General features: G+C 72.5%; 13 protein-coding genes. 7 read left to right on the top strand and 6 right to left on the bottom strand.

Annotated features, from left to right (window positions below):
* Positions 1-126 precede the first annotated feature (126 nt).
* Positions 127-2,640, top strand: coding sequence for an HAD-IC family P-type ATPase (locus HL054_RS03780; RefSeq protein ID WP_369137416.1), 2,514 nt, complete (start codon positions 127-129; stop codon positions 2,638-2,640).
* Positions 2,641-2,662: 22 nt separating this feature from the next.
* Here the strand turns inward: HL054_RS03780 and HL054_RS03775 are convergent, their stop codons facing one another.
* Complete coding sequence (locus tag HL054_RS03775) at positions 2,663-3,970, bottom strand: HupE/UreJ family protein (protein WP_369137415.1); 1,308 nt, start codon at positions 3,968-3,970, stop codon at positions 2,663-2,665.
* 201 nt (positions 3,971-4,171) lie between these two features.
* Here HL054_RS03775 and HL054_RS03770 point away from each other — a divergent pair, with 201 nt between their 5' ends.
* The 3 genes from HL054_RS03770 to HL054_RS03760 all read left to right on the top strand — a co-directional run bounded on the left by HL054_RS03770 (position 4,172) and on the right by HL054_RS03760 (position 6,985).
* Positions 4,172-4,771 (top strand): hypothetical protein, encoded by a 600-nt coding sequence (locus HL054_RS03770; protein WP_369137414.1) that lies wholly within the window; start codon positions 4,172-4,174, stop codon positions 4,769-4,771.
* Between the two features lie 265 nt (positions 4,772-5,036).
* Positions 5,037-6,461 (top strand): rifampin monooxygenase, encoded by a 1,425-nt coding sequence (gene rox, locus HL054_RS03765; protein WP_369137413.1) that lies wholly within the window; start codon positions 5,037-5,039, stop codon positions 6,459-6,461.
* Positions 6,462-6,682: 221 nt separating this feature from the next.
* A complete protein-coding gene (locus HL054_RS03760; protein ID WP_369137412.1) occupies positions 6,683-6,985 on the top strand; it encodes a VOC family protein in 303 nt (100 codons plus the stop codon).
* A 30-nt stretch (positions 6,986-7,015) separates the two neighbouring features.
* Here the strand turns inward: HL054_RS03760 and HL054_RS03755 are convergent, their stop codons facing one another.
* Positions 7,016-7,882, bottom strand: a complete 867-nt coding sequence (locus HL054_RS03755) for a hypothetical protein (protein WP_369137410.1) — start codon at positions 7,880-7,882, stop codon at positions 7,016-7,018.
* A gap of 399 nt (positions 7,883-8,281) precedes the next feature.
* On the opposite strand from HL054_RS03755, the gene HL054_RS03750 reads away from it, so the two are divergent.
* Positions 8,282-8,938: an MBL fold metallo-hydrolase gene (locus HL054_RS03750; protein WP_369137408.1), complete on the top strand. Its 657-nt coding sequence runs from the start codon at positions 8,282-8,284 to the stop codon at positions 8,936-8,938.
* Here HL054_RS03750 and HL054_RS03745 read toward each other — a convergent pair.
* Genes HL054_RS03745 through HL054_RS03735 form a run of 3 tightly spaced genes read right to left on the bottom strand, consistent with a single transcriptional unit; the run spans position 8,925 to position 13,225 of the window.
* Positions 8,925-10,592, bottom strand: a complete 1,668-nt coding sequence (locus HL054_RS03745) for a flavin-containing monooxygenase (protein WP_369137407.1) — start codon at positions 10,590-10,592, stop codon at positions 8,925-8,927. The genes HL054_RS03750 and HL054_RS03745 overlap by 14 nt on opposite strands.
* 51 nt (positions 10,593-10,643) lie before the next feature.
* A complete protein-coding gene (locus HL054_RS03740; protein WP_369137405.1) occupies positions 10,644-12,248 on the bottom strand; it encodes a flavin-containing monooxygenase in 1,605 nt (534 codons plus the stop codon).
* Positions 12,248-13,225, bottom strand: a complete 978-nt coding sequence (locus HL054_RS03735; protein ID WP_369137403.1) for an alpha/beta hydrolase — start codon at positions 13,223-13,225, stop codon at positions 12,248-12,250. The genes HL054_RS03740 and HL054_RS03735 overlap by 1 nt, the downstream gene beginning before the upstream one ends.
* Before the next feature lie 211 nt (positions 13,226-13,436).
* Here HL054_RS03735 and HL054_RS03730 point away from each other — a divergent pair, with 211 nt between their 5' ends.
* Positions 13,437-13,901, top strand: a complete 465-nt coding sequence (locus HL054_RS03730) for a MarR family winged helix-turn-helix transcriptional regulator (RefSeq protein ID WP_369137401.1) — start codon at positions 13,437-13,439, stop codon at positions 13,899-13,901.
* Positions 13,902-13,978: 77 nt separating this feature from the next.
* Here the strand turns inward: HL054_RS03730 and HL054_RS03725 are convergent, their stop codons facing one another.
* The gene (locus HL054_RS03725; RefSeq protein WP_369137399.1) at positions 13,979-14,950 is read right to left on the bottom strand and encodes an AAA family ATPase; all 972 of its coding nucleotides are present in this window, start codon (positions 14,948-14,950) and stop codon (positions 13,979-13,981) included.
* A 324-nt stretch (positions 14,951-15,274) separates the two neighbouring features.
* Here HL054_RS03725 and HL054_RS03720 point away from each other — a divergent pair, with 324 nt between their 5' ends.
* Positions 15,275-15,778: an MBL fold metallo-hydrolase gene (locus tag HL054_RS03720; RefSeq protein WP_369137397.1), complete on the top strand. Its 504-nt coding sequence runs from the start codon at positions 15,275-15,277 to the stop codon at positions 15,776-15,778.
* The last annotated feature ends 284 nt before the right edge of the window (positions 15,779-16,062 follow it).

The following is a 16,062-nucleotide window of genomic DNA, read 5'->3' as shown; positions in this document are numbered from 1 at the left end:
CGCCGTGCGTGCCACCGCACAGCGGAGATGTGGACCGGCGGTGACCCGGCAGCGCAGCCGCTGTGACGTTGCGCAGCCGGTCCGTGTCCGCCAGCGGGTGCCCCGCGGGGCCGTCATCCTGGGCCGGTGACCTCCAGCCCCGTGGCCGTGCACGTGCCGACCCTCGGGTTGTCCAGCAGGGAGGCGGTCGCCCGGCGCCGCCGGGGAGAGGGCAACGACGCGGTGACCCGGTCGTCCCGCACGTACGCGCGGATCGTGCGCACCAACCTGCTGAACCTCTACAACTCGATCCTCTTCTCCCTCGGCATCGCGCTCCTGGCACTCGGCCGGCCCGGCGACGCGCTGATCAGCGTCGGTATCGGGGTGCTGAACGCGGCCATCAGCACCCTCCAGGAGGTTCGCGCCAAACGGCAGCTGGACCGGCTGCAGCTGCTGGCCCGGAGCACCGTGGTCGTCGTCCGTGACGGGGCCGACGTCGAGGTCGGACCGCAGGAGGTGGTGCGGGGCGACGCCGTCCGGGTGCGGCCCGGCGACCAGGTCGTCGTCGACGGCCCGCTCCTGGAGGGGCACGCCGAGGTGGACGAGTCGCTGCTCACCGGGGAGTCCGACGCCCAGCTGCGCACCCCGGGAGGGGACCTGCTGTCGGGCAGCGTCGTGACCGGGGGCGCAGGGGTGCAGCTGGCCCGCGACGTCGGCGCCGCCAGCCACGCCCAGCGGCTCACCGCCGAGGCCCGGCAGGCCACCACCGACACCACCCCGCTGCAGCGGCGGATCGCCTTCGTCGTCCGGCTGACGATGCTGCTGGTGGTGCTGATGAGCGGCGCGATCCTGGCGCAGGCGGCGCTGGAGGGGCTGTCGCTGGTGCGGGTCGTGCAGACCACCGCGGTGCTGTCGGGGCTGGTGCCCTACGGCCTGTTCTTCCTCATCGCGCTGGCCTACACCGCCGGAGCGGTCACCAGCTCCCGGCAGGGCGCGCTCGTGCAGCGGGTCAACGCGGTGGAGTCGGTGAGCAACGTCGACGTCGTCTGCACCGACAAGACCGGGACGCTGACCACCGGGCGGCTCACCGTCGCCGAGGTGCTGCCGCTGGGCGGGCACGACGCCGCGACCGTCACCGCCGCCCTGGCCGCCATGGCGCACAGCACCGGCGCGCCCAACCTGACCAGCGCGGCGCTGGCCGGCGCGCTCCCCGGCGATCCGGTCGAGGTGGCCGAGGAGGTGCCGTTCAGCTCCGCGTTGCGGTGGAGCGCGGTGCGCACGGCCGCAGCGACGTGGGTGCTGGGCGCCCCGGAGGCGCTCGCCCCGGCGCTGCGGTCCGCTCTCCCCGCCGCGGAGGTCACCGCACGGACGGCGCAGGGGCTGCGGGTGCTGGTGTTCGCCCGCACCGCCGAGCCGTCGGCCCCGCTGCGGGACGCCGCAGGGCGGCCCACGCTGCCCGGCCTGGAAGCGCTGGCCCTCGTGGCGCTGGCCGACGAGCTGCGACCCGACGTGCCCGCCACCCTGCAGCGCTTCGCCGAGGAGGGCATCGCCGTGACGGTGCTGTCCGGCGACGACCCCGGCACCGTCGCCGCCCTGGCCGCCCGCGCCGGGTTGCGCGACACCGTCCCGGTGCACGCCGGGGGCTTCGCCGAGCTGACCGACCCCGAGCTGGACGCCGTCCTCGCGACGAGCTCGGTGTTCGGGCGGGTGGCGCCGGAGCAGAAGGAGCGGGTGGTGGTGGCGCTGCGGCGGCAGGGCCGCTACGTGGCGATGGTCGGCGACGGCGTCAACGACGCCCGCGCGCTCAAGGCCGCGCAGATCGGGGTCGCCATGGCCAGCGGCAGCGCGGTGACCCGCGACGTCGCCGACATCGTGCTCACCGAGGACTCGCTGGCGGCCCTCGTCCCCGCCCGCCGGCTGGGGCGGCGCCTCATCGCCGGCATCACCACCTCCGCCCAGCTGTTCCTGGCCCGCGTCGCCACCCAGGCCCTGGTGATCGTCGCCGTGACGATGCTCGGCCTGGGGTTCCCCTACTCCCCCGCCCAGGGTGGCCTGACGCTGTTCACCGTCGGGCTGCCCACCCTGGTGCTCACCGCCTGGGCGCGGCCCGTGCCGCCGGACCCGGACCTGCTGGGCACCCTCGGCCGGTTCGTCGTCCCGGCCGCACTGCTGACCGCTGCGGGTGGCGTCACCGTCTACGCCTTCCTGTACACGACGGTGACGGAGGTCTTCACGACCGGGCGCCCACCGGACTTCGTCGTCACCGAGTTCGAGAGCTACACCGGCCTGGTCTACGGGACCGACGCGGACTTCGCCGAGGCGGCCGCCACGATCGGGGCGCAGACCGGCCTCAACACCTTCGTGTCGCTGGCCTCGGTGCTGCTGGTGCTGTTCCTCGTGCCGCCGGCCCGGGTGTTCGCCGTCTTCACCCGGGTCACCGACCGGCGCACCGGGCTGCTGGTGGCCGGGCTGCTGGTCGTGCTGCTCGCCGCGCTGGTCACGCCGGTCACCTCCGGGTACCTGGGGCTGACCGGCGCGGCGCCGCCGGTGTACACGACCGTGCTCCCGGTGCTCGCCGTCTGGTTCCTCGCCCTGGGCGCGGCCTACCGGTTCCGGCTGCTGGACCGCCTGCTCGGCCTGCGGGAGCTGCCGGCCCGCTGAGCGCAGGTGCGGTGCTGGGAGGTCACCGTCGCTGGACCAGCGCCCGAGCACGGTCATCGCTGGGAGCGGTCCGGCCAGGACGGTCGACCGGCTGGTCCTGGACCGGCCGGTCGGCCACCCAGCCGGCCGCGGCCAGGACGGCCATGCCGAGGACGACCCACCACGGGTGGGACACCAGCGCCTCCTCCGCACCGGCCAACGGGTCGGCCAGCCAGCCCAGCCGGTCCAGCGCCCACGTCGTCGCCGCCACCAGGGCGATCCAGGCGCCGGTGGTCCGCACCCAGGGGTACCAGCGGGTGCGGGAGAGCAGGTAGAGCGACGGGAAGACCAGTGCGACGGTGAGCAGCTGGGCCAGCTCGACGCCGACGTTGAACGCCAGCAGCGCGGGCACCGAGGTGGCGCCCTCGAGGCCCAGGTCGGTGAGGATGCCGGCGAAGGCCAGGCCGTGCACCAGACCGAAGCCGCCGGCCACGAGCACCTCGCCGCGTCGGGCCAGCGGGCGCAGGGCGTGCACGGCGGCGACGCCGACCGAGACCGCGATCAGCACCTCGACGGGCGCGCTGGGCGCGGTCACCCAGCGCAGTGCCGAGGCGAGCAGGGTCAGCGAGTGCCCGACGGTGAACGCGGTGACCACCGCCAGCACCGATCGCAGGGTGGGGCGCACCCCGTCGCGTCGCCGCCACCGGCCGGCGACCGCGGCCACCGGGGCGACCAGCAGCAGGGCGAGCAGGAACAGCAGGTGGTCCGCGCCCTCCAGCACGTGGTGCAGCCCGTACCCGACCATGTCCGTCCAGCCGGTGTCGGCCGCGCTGGCGGCGGTGTTGCCGACGGTGAGGGTGTCGTCGGTGGCGGTGAGCACCCCGGCGGTGGAGATGTCGCCGGCGGCGTCGGTCAGCACGACGACTGCCTCGTGCGAGGCATCGGCCTCGATGACGCCGTCGTAGGCCAGGGTGAACGACGCCGGGTCGGCGCCGCCGGCGTCCATCACGACGTCGACGCTGTAGGAGTCGATGCCCTCCACCGTCTCGCGCGTCACCGAGGACCACGTCTCCGTCCAGGTGCTGCCGTCGCTCCCGGTGACCGTCAGGTGTTCGGCGAGGTAGCCGACCACGGCGGCGTCGGTCGCGGACCCGCCGACCAGCGCGTCGAGGGTGTCGGCGGCGACCGAGACCGTCGCCTCGACCGAGTCCTCGCCGACCCGGACGGCCAGCGTGCTGCTGGTGAGGCTGTGCGCCTGGGCGGTGGCGCCGGTGAGCAGCGTCAGGCCCACGGCTGACGCACACGCGAGGGCGGCTGTCAGCAGGGCGCGGGTGCGGCGCGTCGTCGTCATGCCGCTGACCGTGACCGGCTCAGCTGTGTCCTCGCTGAGCACGACGTGTGCGTCGCCGTCCAGACATCACCCAGCCAACGCACAGCGACCACATGTCCGGCGCTGGGGAGAGCGACCCACTGTGAGCAGCACACCACCCGAGTCGTGAGCAGCACACCACCCGAGTCGTCCTCCCGACGACCCCGACCGACAGGACCTCTCGTGAAGATCCGCAAGGCCGTGGCCGCCCTGGCCCTCTCCTTCTCCCTCGCCCTCCCCCTCGCCGCCTGCGGGGCCTCCGACGACTCGGCCACCGCCAGCACGTCGACCACCTCCACCGAGTCGACCGCCTCCAGCGGGTCGACGTCCGAGACGCCGGCACTCGGCGGAGGAATGCCAGGCGGCGGGCAGGGTGGACCCGGCGGGTCGGTCGACGTCTCGTCGGTCACCACCGAGGAGCAGCTGGTGGAGCTGATCCAGGACGCCTACGGCGACCCCAGCCTCGACCTGCACCGCGGTCACCAGCCGGTGCAGGACGTCCTCGACGAGGTGCTGGGCATCTCCCACGAGGAGCTGCACGTCCGGATGGAGGCCGGGCAGGGCCTGGCTGAGGTCGCCGAGGACCTGGGCATCGACCCGCAGGAGCTCATCGACGGCATGGTCGCCGAGTACGGCGTGGCGATCGACACGCTGCTGGCCAGCGGCACCATCACGCAGGAGGAGGCCGACCAGTACCTCACCGACCTCGAGGAGGCGTTCGACTTCCGGGTCACCTGGGACGGCGAGGCGGCCACGCCGACCTATTCCGGCCTGGACGCCTGACCCCGGGCCGGCTCACCCTCCCGCGGACGGCGCGGGCTGCGCGGAGCTGGGCTCGCGGCCGCGCCCGATGACGAGCAGCGGCGTTCTCCGGGGACTCGTCCCGTCACGGGTCCTCGTCGGCCGCGCCATGCTGCAGGACGCGTACGGGGTGCCCTGACCGCCGCGGTGTCCCGTTGCCTCCAGGTTCGCACGGACCCCGGGGCTTGCGGCAAGCCCCCGGTGGAGGGGCAGAGTGCCCGGCCGGAGCAACCGACCGGGAGGCGCTGTGGACGTCGACGTGACCATCGTGGGTGCCGGGCCGACGGGGGTGCTGCTGGCCGCGGAGCTGCGGCTGCACGGCGTCCGGGTGCTCGTGCTGGAACGGGACGCGGAGCCCACCCGCGTCGTCCGGGCGCTCGGCCTGCACGCCCGCAGCATCGAACTGCTCGACCAGCGCGGTCTGCTGGCGCAGTTCCTGGCCGCCGGCACGCGGTACCCGGTCGGCGGCTTCGCCGGCATCCCCGCGCCGGAACCCGCGCAGCTGGACACCGCGCACCCGTACCTGCTGGGCATCCCGCAGCCGACCACCGACCGGCTGCTCACCGAGCACGCCGTCGCACTGGGCGTGGAGATCCGGCGCGGGTGCGAGGTCGCCGGGCTCAGCCAGGACGACGACGGGGTGACCGTCGACCTGGCCGACGGCACCCGGCTCCGCTCGTCCTTCGTCGTCGGCTGCGACGGCGGCCGGAGCACGGTGCGCCGGCTGGCCGGGATCGGCTTCCCCGGCGAGCCCGCGCAGCGCGAGTGGCTGTCCGGCGAGGTGGAGCTCACCGCGTCCCCGGAGGAGGTGACCGCGGTGGTGACCCGGGTGCGGGAGACCGAGAAGGGGTTCGGCGTCGGGCCCTCCGGCGGGGGGCTGTTCCGCGTGGTCGTGCCGGCCGCGCACGTGGCCGAGGACCGCGCGGTGCCGCCGACGATCGAGGAGGTGCGGCAGCGGCTGCGGGTGGTCGCGGGGACGGACTTCGGCGTGCACTCCCCCCGCTGGATCACCCGTTTCGGCGATGCGACCCGGTTGGCCGAGCGGTACCGGGCCGGCCGGGTGCTGCTGGCCGGCGACGCCGCGCACGTCCACCCGCCGACCGGCGGCCAGGGCCTGAACCTCGGGCTGCAGGACGCGTTCAACCTGGGTTGGAAACTGGCCGGTTCCGTGGCCGGCTGGGCACCCGACGGGCTGCTGGACAGCTACCAGACCGAGCGGCACCCGGTCGCCGCCGACGTGCTGACCACCGCCCGGGCGACCGCCGAGCTGCTGTCGACCGAGCCGGGCCCGCAGGCGGTGCGCCGGCTGCTGACCGAGCTGATGGGCATCGAGGAGGTGAACCGGTACCTGGTCGAGAAGGTGACCGCGATCGGGGTCCGCTACGACCTCGGCGGTGGGCACCCGCTGGTGGGCCGGCGGCTGCGGGACGTCGCACTCGGGCCGGGAAGGCTGTACGGGCTGATGCACGCCGGCCGGGGGCTGCTGCTGGACCAGACCGGCCGGCTGTCGGTGGCCGGCTGGGGCGACCGGGTCGACTCCGTCGTCGACGTCACTGCGGAGCTGGACGTGCCGGCGGCGCTGCTGCGGCCGGACGGGCACGTGGCCTGGGTCGGTGACGACCAGCAGGACCTGCTCGACCACCTGCCCACCTGGTTCGGCGCCGCCCGATGAGTTCTGCCGGTCGCGCCGGTCCTCCGTGACGTACCCACCCGACCGTCGACTGGAGATCCCCCATGACCCCTGCGCACGCCGGCCGCACGCTGTTCGTGTCCATGCCCGTGGCCGACGTGGAGCGGAGCACGGCGTTCTGAACGCGCTCGGGTTCGGCTTCGACCCCGCCTTCACCGATGCGACCGCCGCCTGCATGCTGCTCGGGGGGGCAGGCCAGGGTCATGCTGCTCGAGCGGGCGAAGTTCATGGAGTTCTCGAAGCTGCCGCTCGCCGATGCGGCCACCTCCACGCTGGCGCTCTACTCCTTCAGCGTCTCGTCCCGCGAGGAGGTGGACGCGGTCGGTGCGGCTGCGCTGGCTGCCGGGGGCGTGGAGGCGGACGGCCTGGAGGACCACGGCTTCATGTGCTCACGCAGCTTCTTTGACCTCGACGGCCACGGCTGGCAGGTGATGTGGATGGACCCGACCGTCGGGCAGCCGGGCACCGAGGAGTCCGCGGTCGCCGCGCAGGGAGCCGTCGCCTGACTGGCACACGGCCGCGGCGAGGAGCGCATTTCAGGTTGCTCGCTCGACCTCGAAGGCGATGTGCCCTGCACATCCGCCCGCGATCGCGCCTGACGCGAACGGGACCGGGCCGTAGAAGGCGAAGAAGACGCCGAAGGCCCCCAGCACCTTCGCGATCGGATTGCTCATGCTGTTCGTGGCATCGAGGACAGCGGACGGCGTCGGACCGGCGAAACCTGCTCCATAGGTGAACCAGACGATGACGAGCATCCCGATGAAGAACACGCTCACGCTGCCGTAGGACGTGAACCACCCGCTCCGGAGGCCGTACACGGCGACAGCCGCGCACAACGACAGAGCAAGCGTCGTCCAGAAGGCCTGGCCGACGGTGATGTACGACCCGACGGTCGCCTTGTTGCCCATCGACTGGACTGCCGGAGTCACGACCGCCGAGAAAGTGCCGCTGCCCGCCACGAGCACGACGAAGGCGATCATCGCCGCCGCGGCCGAGACGCTGTGGTTGAAGATCTTGACCGTCGTGCTAGCTGCCAGCTTCGCCGGGAGCACCTGATCGATCGAGAGGTCATCCACCTCGCCGCGGACTCCGCCTTTCGGTGCCTCAGCCCGGCCAGTGGCATCGTCCGCGACCCCGGCCGCCTTCTCGGCCAACGTCTCCCAGGGGACGCCCTTTTCTGGATCGTCCGCGCCCGCCGGCCGGCCGACCTCGATCGGCGTCCCCAGCACGCCGCTCTCGGTCTCCACTCGTACCGTGCCGCCGCCCATGCCCTGGAGCATTCGCTTGGCGCGCTCGACCGCTGCGGAGCGGTCAGGCAGTCGAGCGAGCTCCAGACCGGCCGGCGTCACGACCAGCCATGCACTGGTACCCAGCGGCTCCCGCCGGACGATGAACTCACTCATGAGACATCCGCCTTGACGCGCGTGCATTTCCGCAGTGGCGGCAGCGTACTCGGTAATCGCACCGTGTCCATGCGCAAATGAAGTCACTGGTTCAAAAACACACACGGCCGGAAATGGCCACCGCGCCGTAGGCCGACCGAACTCCTGCCCGGCACTGGTGGGTGCGCTGACTATTCGACAGCGGCAGGAGATCTCGACCGCTTCGAATCGACGCGCGGGAGACGCCCGAGTCTTCATCCGATTACTCGACCGGTCGATCCCCGGTCAACTCGAAGCCGAGGTCGCTCGCGGGACCGCGCGGTCAACTCGCAGTCGCCGTGCGCCGATGACTCCTGCCCCGCGCCGGAGTCGTAGTGGCAGCCGCTCGCAGCGGCCCACCGACGTCAGGGACGAGGGAGCATGACCACAGTGACCAGCACGGACAGCGACCACGCCGGTGCCCCGACCATCACGCCGGTGCTGGTGGCCGAGCTGGCCGTCGAGGGCGAGGTGATGCCGGTCTACGTGCACGTCATCGAGCACCCGGACGCGCGTGTGCTGGTGGACACCGGCATGACGGTGCTGCACCCGGCCGGGGCCGACCTGGACCCGCGGCTGTTCCCGCTGAGCGAGCAGCCGGAGTGCGACCTCGCCGGCGTCGACGCCGTCGTCAACACGCACCTGCACTTCGACCACTGCGGCGGCAACCACCTGTTCGCCGGCAGGCCGACCTACGTGCAGCGCCGGGAGCTGGACGACGCCCGCAGCCTGGCCGACTACACGATCCGCGAGTGGGTGGACGCCCCCGGCATCCAGTACGTGCCGGTGGACGGCGAGTTCGAGCTGCTGCCCGGGATCAGGCTCGTGCCGGCGCCGGGCCACACGGCGGGCTCCCAGGTGGTCGTCGTGGAGAACGGGGGCCGCCCGGCCGTCATCGGCGGCGACATGGCCGTGTGGTTCGGCGAGCTCGACGAGCCGCGCGACGAGGGTCAGCGGCTGGTGCGTTCCCTGGACCCCGAGCTCGTCTGGCTCTCGCACACCCACGAGCCCTGGCGGCCCCCGGTCACGCCTGGGTGACCGGCGCGACCGAGCGTGCGGGCTCGAAGACGAAGCCGTCGTAGCCGTTCGCGGCCAGCTCGTGCAGGTGCTGGTGGTACTGCGAACCACCGATGTAGACCATGAACTCGCGTGGCTTGCCCGGCATGTTCGCGCCGGTGAACCACGAGTCGGTCTGCGGGTACAGGGTGCGGTTGGCTCGTTCCTGCACCTCGGCACCCCACGCCGCCTCCGCCTCGGGCACCGGTTCGATGGTCGCCAGGCCGTGCTCGCGCATGTGCGCGATGCAGGTGGCCATCCAGTCGCCCTGGGACTCGGTCCCGTAGAACTGGTGGAACATCACCGACGGCGACTCCGGCCCGTGGAACATGAACAGGTTCGGGAAGCCCACGATGCTCAGCCCCAGGTAGGTGCGGCTGCCGGCGGCCCACTTCTCCTCGAGTTGCAGGCCGTCCCGTCCGACGGGATTGATCCGCCGCAGGGCGCCGGTGATCGCGTCGTAGCCGGTGGCCAGCACCAGGACGTCCAGCGGGTACTCGCCCTCCGTCGTCCGGACGCCGTCGGCGGTGAACGTCTCGATGGGCTCGTCGCGGAGGTCGACGAGGGTCACGTCGTCCCGGTTGTAGGTCTCGAAGTACCCCTCGTCCATCACCTGGCGCTTGGTGGCGAAGTAGTAGTCGGGCATCAGCTTCGCGGCGACGGCCGGGTCCTGGACGGTCTCCCGGATCTTGGCGCGGACGAAGTCGGAGACGTAGCCGTTGGCCACCGGGTCGGTGAGCAGGTCGCGGTAGCACTCGCGCAGCGCCAGCCCACCCTGCTGCCAGGCGTCCTCGAACACCGCCAGCCGCTCCTCCTCGGAGTCCTCGTGGACCGACCGGGTGGAGGGCACCATGTGCAGCGGCCGCCCGTACTCCCGGATCTGGCGGCGCACCTCGCCCCAGTTCTCCTTGCTGTCGCGCACGAGCTCGGGGTCGAGGGGCTGGTTGCGGGCGGGCAGGGCGAACTGCGGGGTGCGCTGGAAGACGGTCAGGTGCTCGGCCTCGCGGGCGATGTGCGGGATGACCTGCACTCCCGACGAGCCGGTGCCGATGACGCCGACCCGCTTGCCGGCGAGCTCGACGCGCTCCTCCTGCGGCCAGTTCCCGGTGTGGAACACCTCGCCGGCGAAGTCGTCCAGGCCGGGGATGTCCGGCTTGTTGGGGGCGGAGAGGGTGCCGACGGCGGCGATCAGGAACTGGGCGCTGATCCGCTCGCCGTCGCTGGTCTCGACCGACCACCGCTGCGCCGCCTCGTCGAAGACCGCCGACTGCACCGTCGTGTGCAGCTGGATGTCCCGGCGGAGGTCGAAGGTGTCCGCCACGTGGTTGAGGTAGGTGAGCACGGACGGCTGGTCGGGCTGCCGCTCGACCCAGTCCCACGCGCGGACCAGCTCCTCGGAGAACGTGTAGCAGTAGAACGGGCCGCCGGGGTAGTCCACCCGCGCTCCGGGATAGCGGTTCCACCACCACGTGCCGCCGACCTCGCCGGCCCGGTCGTAGACCCGGACGGTCAGGCCCATCCCCCGCAGCCGGTGCAGGGCATACAGGCCGCTGACCCCTGCTCCGATGACCAGCGCATCGAGTTCCCGGACCCCCGCGGACCCGTCGTGCTCCGGTCGGCTCTGACCGTCGGACATGTACTGCTCCCTGTCGTCGTGCTGGGTGTTCGTCCGTGCCTGGCCCCTCGGTCAGGCCAGCTGGAAGCCCGCGTAGCCACGTCCTGCCACGTCCTCGCACCGCTTGCGGTAGTCGACGATCCCGCCCACGTACGGCATGAAGACCCTCGGCTTCCCGGGGACGTTCGCTCCCAGGTACCAGGAGTTGGCCTCCGGGTAGAGGGTCGTGGCCGCGGTCGCGTTCACGTGCTCGACCCAGGCCTGCTCGGCGTCGGCGCACGCCTCGATGACGGTGTGGCCTTCAGCCCGCAGGTGCTGCAGGCACGCGACGATCCAGTCCACGTGCTGCTCGATCGACACCATCATGTTGCTCATCACCGAGGGGCTGCCGGCACCGGCGACGACGAACATGTTGGGGAAACCCTCGGTCGCCAGTCCCAGGTAGGTCACCGGGCCGGCCGCCCACTTGTCGCGCAGCTCCCGGCCGCCGACGCCGCGGATGTCCATCCGCAGCAGCGGGCCGGTCATCGCGTCGAAGCCGGTGGCCAGCACGAGGACGTCGAGGTCGTAGGTGGCCGCGCCGGTCCGGACGCCGGACGGCACGACCTCGACGATCGGGTCGGACCGGACGTCGACCAGGGTGACGTCGTCGCGGTTGAAGGTGTCGTAGTAGTCGGTGTCGATCGGCGGCCGCTTGGTGCCGAACGGGTGGTCGACGGGGACCAGCAGCTCCGCCGTCCTGGGGTCGGTGACCTGCTCGCGGATCTTCGAGCGGATGAACTCCGCCGCCGTCTCGTTGGCCTGCCGGTCGGTGAGGATGTCGGCGAAGGCGCGGGTCATGCCGGCGCCGCCCCGGTCCCAGCGGGTCTGGAACTCGCGGTCCCGGTCGGCGGCCGGCACCTCCAGCGCCGGACGGCTGCTCAGCTCGGACAGGGGGAACACGAACCCGAAGAAGGTCTCGCGCGCCCGCCGCCGGTGCTCGGCGTAACCGGCCTTCACCGCGGCGAGCTCGTCCGGCGAGAGCGGGCGGTTGCCGGCGGGCACGCTGTAGTTCGGCGTCCGCTGGAAGACGATGAGCTCCGCGGCCTGCTCGGCGATGACCGGGATGGCCTGGATGGCGGAGGAGCCGGTGCCGATGACCCCGACCCGCCGGCCGGCCAGGTCGACGCCGTCGGCGGGCCACTGCCCGGTGTGCAGCACCTCGCCGCGGAAGGTGTCCAGCCCGGGGAAGTCGGGGACCTGCGCGGCGGACAGGCAGCCGACCGCCAGGACGAGGAACGAGGCGGTCGTCGTCCCGGCGTCCGTCGTCACGGTCCAGCGGTGGGTGGCGGCGTCGAACGAGGCGGCGTCGACCCGGGTGCCGAAGGCGATGTGCCGGCGCAGGTCGAACCGGTCGGCGACGTGCTCGAGGTAGCGCAGGATCTCCGGCTGCGAGGCGTACCGCTCGGTCCAGTCCCACTCCTGCTGGAGGTCCTCGTCGAAGGAGTAGGAGTAGTCGACGCTCTCGACGTCGCAGCGCGCGCCGGGGTAGCGGTTCCAGTACCAGGTGCCGCCGACGCCGTCCCCGGCCTCGAACCCCTGGACGGTGAGACCGGCCTCGGTGAGGCGGTGCAGGGCGTAGAGGCCGGCGATCCCGGCACCGACCACGACGACGTCGACATGCGCTGGGTGCGTCATCAGGAGGCCCTCGAGCTGCCGGCTGCTGCCCGGTCGAACGCGGCGACGACCTGGTCGATCGCGACCGTGCTGGCGGGCAGGTTGAGCATCGTGAAGAACCCGTGCATCTGGTCGGGGTGCTCGAAGACGTCGACCTCGACGCCGGCGTCCCGGAGGCGCCGGGCGTAGGCCAGGCCCTCGTCGAGCAGCGGGTCGTAGCCGGCGGCGATCAGCACGGTCGGCGGCATGCCGGCGAGGTCCTCGGTCTGGAGCGGCGACGCGTCGGGGTGCCGACGGGTGGTCACGTCGGGCACGTACTGGTCCCAGGCCCACTCCATCGCGTTCCGCGACACGAGCAGCTGGTTGTCCGGGTCGAGGTAGGAGGCCGTCGCGGTGTCGGCGTCCGTGACGGGGTAGACGAGGACCTGCATCGCGATGTCCGGGCCGCCCTGGTCCCGGGCCCGGCGGGCGGCCACCGTGGCGAGGTTGCCGCCCGCGCTGTCGCCGAGGAGGACCAGCGGCGCGTCGGCCCCGAGGCCGTGGGCCTCCCGCTGCTGCGCGACCCACCGGACGACGGCGTCGGTGTCGTGCACCGCGGCCGGGTGGGGGTGCTCGGGAGCGAGCCGGTAGCCGACGGCCACGACGACGTAGCCGCTGCCCGCGGCCACGCGGCGGGCGAAGGTGTCGGACTCGGCGATCGACCCGACGACCCAGGCGCCGCCGTGCAGGTAGACGGCGATCCCCCGGGGCTGCTGCTCGGGCACGAAGACGCGGACCGGGACGGCGTGGCCGTCGTCGACGGGGACGGTCAGGTCGCGGACGTCGGCCATCGCCGGACCCTCGCCGTTGAGCGCGATGCGGGCCGGCGCCAGGGCACGCGCGTCCTCGGCGGTGCCCTCGTGCAGGGGACGTCGTCCGGCCGCGGCCATGAGGTCGAGCACCTGCCGGCTGGCCGGGTCGAGCGGGGGCCTCGCCACGGTGGTCGAGTCGGGTGTCATCCACGCTCCCTCGCGAGCAGGTGCCGTGACGGACGCTGCGCCATCGCCGTTGTTCGCATGCGAACATGGCAACGGTACGAGCTGTGTCAACCGTCACAGCGCGGGTCCGTCGGGTGCCTGACCGGTGACGACCACGACCGCACGGCCAGGCCAGACTGAGCCGGACCGGCGCGCTCCCCGTGCCACCCGACGGCGGAAGGACGGGCCCCCCGTGCCACTCCACCGCGACGCAGCCCCCGGTGCGCTGCAGACGGACCAGTACGCGCCGGCGTACCTGGCGCTGGTGTCCAACGCGATGTCGTGGGGCACGTCCGCCCTGCTGCGGGAGACGTTCGGCATCGGCCTGAACGACTGGCGGGTGATCGCGGCTCTGGCCATGCGGCCGGGCCTCACCTCCGGGGGACTGACCCAGCTCCTGGGCCTGACCAAGTCGGTGGTGAGCCGCAGCACGACGTACCTGGCCGAGGAGGGACTCGTCGGCAGCGAGGAGTCCGACGGCGCCCGGTGCCTCTACCTGACAGACCAGGGGCTCGACCTCTACGACCGGGTGCTGCCGACCGCGCTCGACCGCCAAGAGACGCTCTTCGCCGGCTTCACCCAGGAGGAGCGCAGCGAGCTGATGGGCTACCTGCTCCGCATGTACCGGAACCTGAAGCCGTCGACCCCTCTGGACTGAGTGCACCGGGCATCGGTCCATCCCCGCACGGCGCTCCTGCCGGCAGCTTCGGCGTGGAGCTCGACGTGCCGGGCTGGCTACTCGCCCAGCGTGCGGGCAGCCTCGGCGATGTCGCTCGCCGTCAGTGTCATCACCTCGGTGCGGTCGAGCGCGTCCACGCTCCGGCCCGTGCCGCGCGCGAGCCGCAACGCCTGGCGGTTGAGCGCCTGCTCGAACAGCGTGCGCGCGAAGCGCGCGTTGCCCGACTCCTGGTCGGAGTTCAGGTTCGCGAGGGTGCGGCGGAGCGTCGTCTCCGCGTCGGGCTCGAGCACGTACTCGTGCTGGGCCACGATGGTGGCGAAGATCGCCTGGAGCTCGTCCGTCGAGTAGTCGGGGAACTCGATCTCCCGGGCGAACCGCGAGCGGAGTCCGGGGTTGGAGAGCAGGAACTGCTCCATCAGGTCGGGATAGCCGGCCACGATCACCACCAGGCGGTGCCGGTTGTCCTCCATGCGCTTGAGCAGGACCTCGATGGCCTCGGGCCCGAAGTCCATCCGGCCGTCGCCCTCCGGGGACAGCGAGTAGGCCTCGTCGATGAACAGGACGCCGTCGAGTGCCCGGCGGATGACGCGGTCGGTCTTGATCGCGGTCGAGCCGACGTACTGCCCGACCAGCACGGCCCGGTCGACCTCCACCAGGTGGCCCTTCTGCAGCAACCCGACCGCCCGGTACATCTCGGCCAGGAGCCGCGCCACCGTGGTCTTGCCCGTGCCCGGGTTTCCGAGGAACACGAGGTGCTGGGACGTCGCGACCTCGGGCAGGCCGTGCGACTTGCGGCGGGCCTGCACCTGCAGGAAGGCCACGAGCCCCTGCACCTGCTCCTTGACCGCCGCCAGCCCGATGAGCTCATCGAGCTCCGCCTGCACCTCCGCCAGCGGCCGGGCCGGCCCAGGGCGGCCGCCGAAGAGGTCGCTCACCAGGTCGTCCACGCGACCGGGCCGCGGGAGCTGGTCGCTCAGGCGGCCGACGGTCTCCCGGAGGTCGTCCAGCGGCCTGCGGTTGGACGCCATGCCGCGAGCGTAAGCGCCCTAGAGACGTGCGGCCCGTCGCGAGCCACTGCCGGGCGGCAGCGGTGGCCGACACGGGGCGGCTGCGGCTCCCGCTGTCGAGTCCCGAAGGCGACGACGTCGTCGAAGCCTGCGCCGATGACTCACGTGCAGCCTCGGAGTCGTGGTCCTGGCAGCCGCGCCCAGCGGCCCATCGCCGTCGAGGAGAACGCGACATGGCCACATCCAGGACCACCGAGGACGGCAACCAGCCGGAACGAAACACCTGCAGGACGCGTCCGCGATGAGTGATCCGCGACCTGGGTGCCGCCGCCGACGATCACGGCGGTGCGGGTGGCCGAGTTGCTCGTTCCCCCGGACGAGGTGCTGCTGGTGTACGTGCACGTCATCGACCACCCCGAGGGTCGCGTGCTCGTCGACACCGGCCTGACGGAGCTGCACCCGGCCGTGGCCGACATCGACCCGCGCCTGGTCCCATTGACCGAGTGGGACGTCGACCTGGCCGGCATCGACATCGTGATCAACACGCACCTGCACTTCGACCACTGCGGCGGCAACCACCTCCTTGCCGGCAAGCCGATCTACGTCCAGCGCCGGGAGCTCGACGACGCGCGCAGCCTGGACGACCACACGATCCGCGAATGGGTCGAGGCGCCCGCCCTGCAGTCAGTGCCCTTGGACGGTGAGTCCGAGCTGCTGCCGGCCGTGCGGCCCGTCCCGACACCGGGCCACACGGCGGGCTCGCAGGTGGTCGTCGTCGAGACGGGCGGGCGGGCATTCGTGATCGGCGGCGACATGGCGGCCTGGTCCAAGCAACTGGTGGCAGCCTGACGGTCACTGCCAGTCCCTTCCGTCACGCCCACCACAACAGCGGCGAAGGGCCGAGGACCGGCTCGGGGCCGGACGGCGTCGCTCAGCTCGCTGCCGACCACTAGGCCGGCCGCTCCACCAGGGAGCCGAGGGATGAGCAAGTACGGAAGGCGATCCCTCTGTACGACTAGGGATGGTCACTGACGCGAATCGGTGATTGATTCAGCAACGGCCCTACCGAAGTGCAGAACGCGCTACGGCAAGCTGGCATCACAGTGCGGCACGAGCTCGAGCGACGCAGCCCG

It is taken from the genome of Modestobacter versicolor (genome assembly GCF_041028285.1).
GTDB classification, from domain to species: Bacteria; Actinomycetota; Actinomycetes; order Mycobacteriales; family Geodermatophilaceae; genus Modestobacter; species Modestobacter versicolor_A.
The sequence above is the reverse complement of the archived record's forward strand: the minus strand, read 5'-3'. Positions and strand labels throughout refer to the sequence as shown.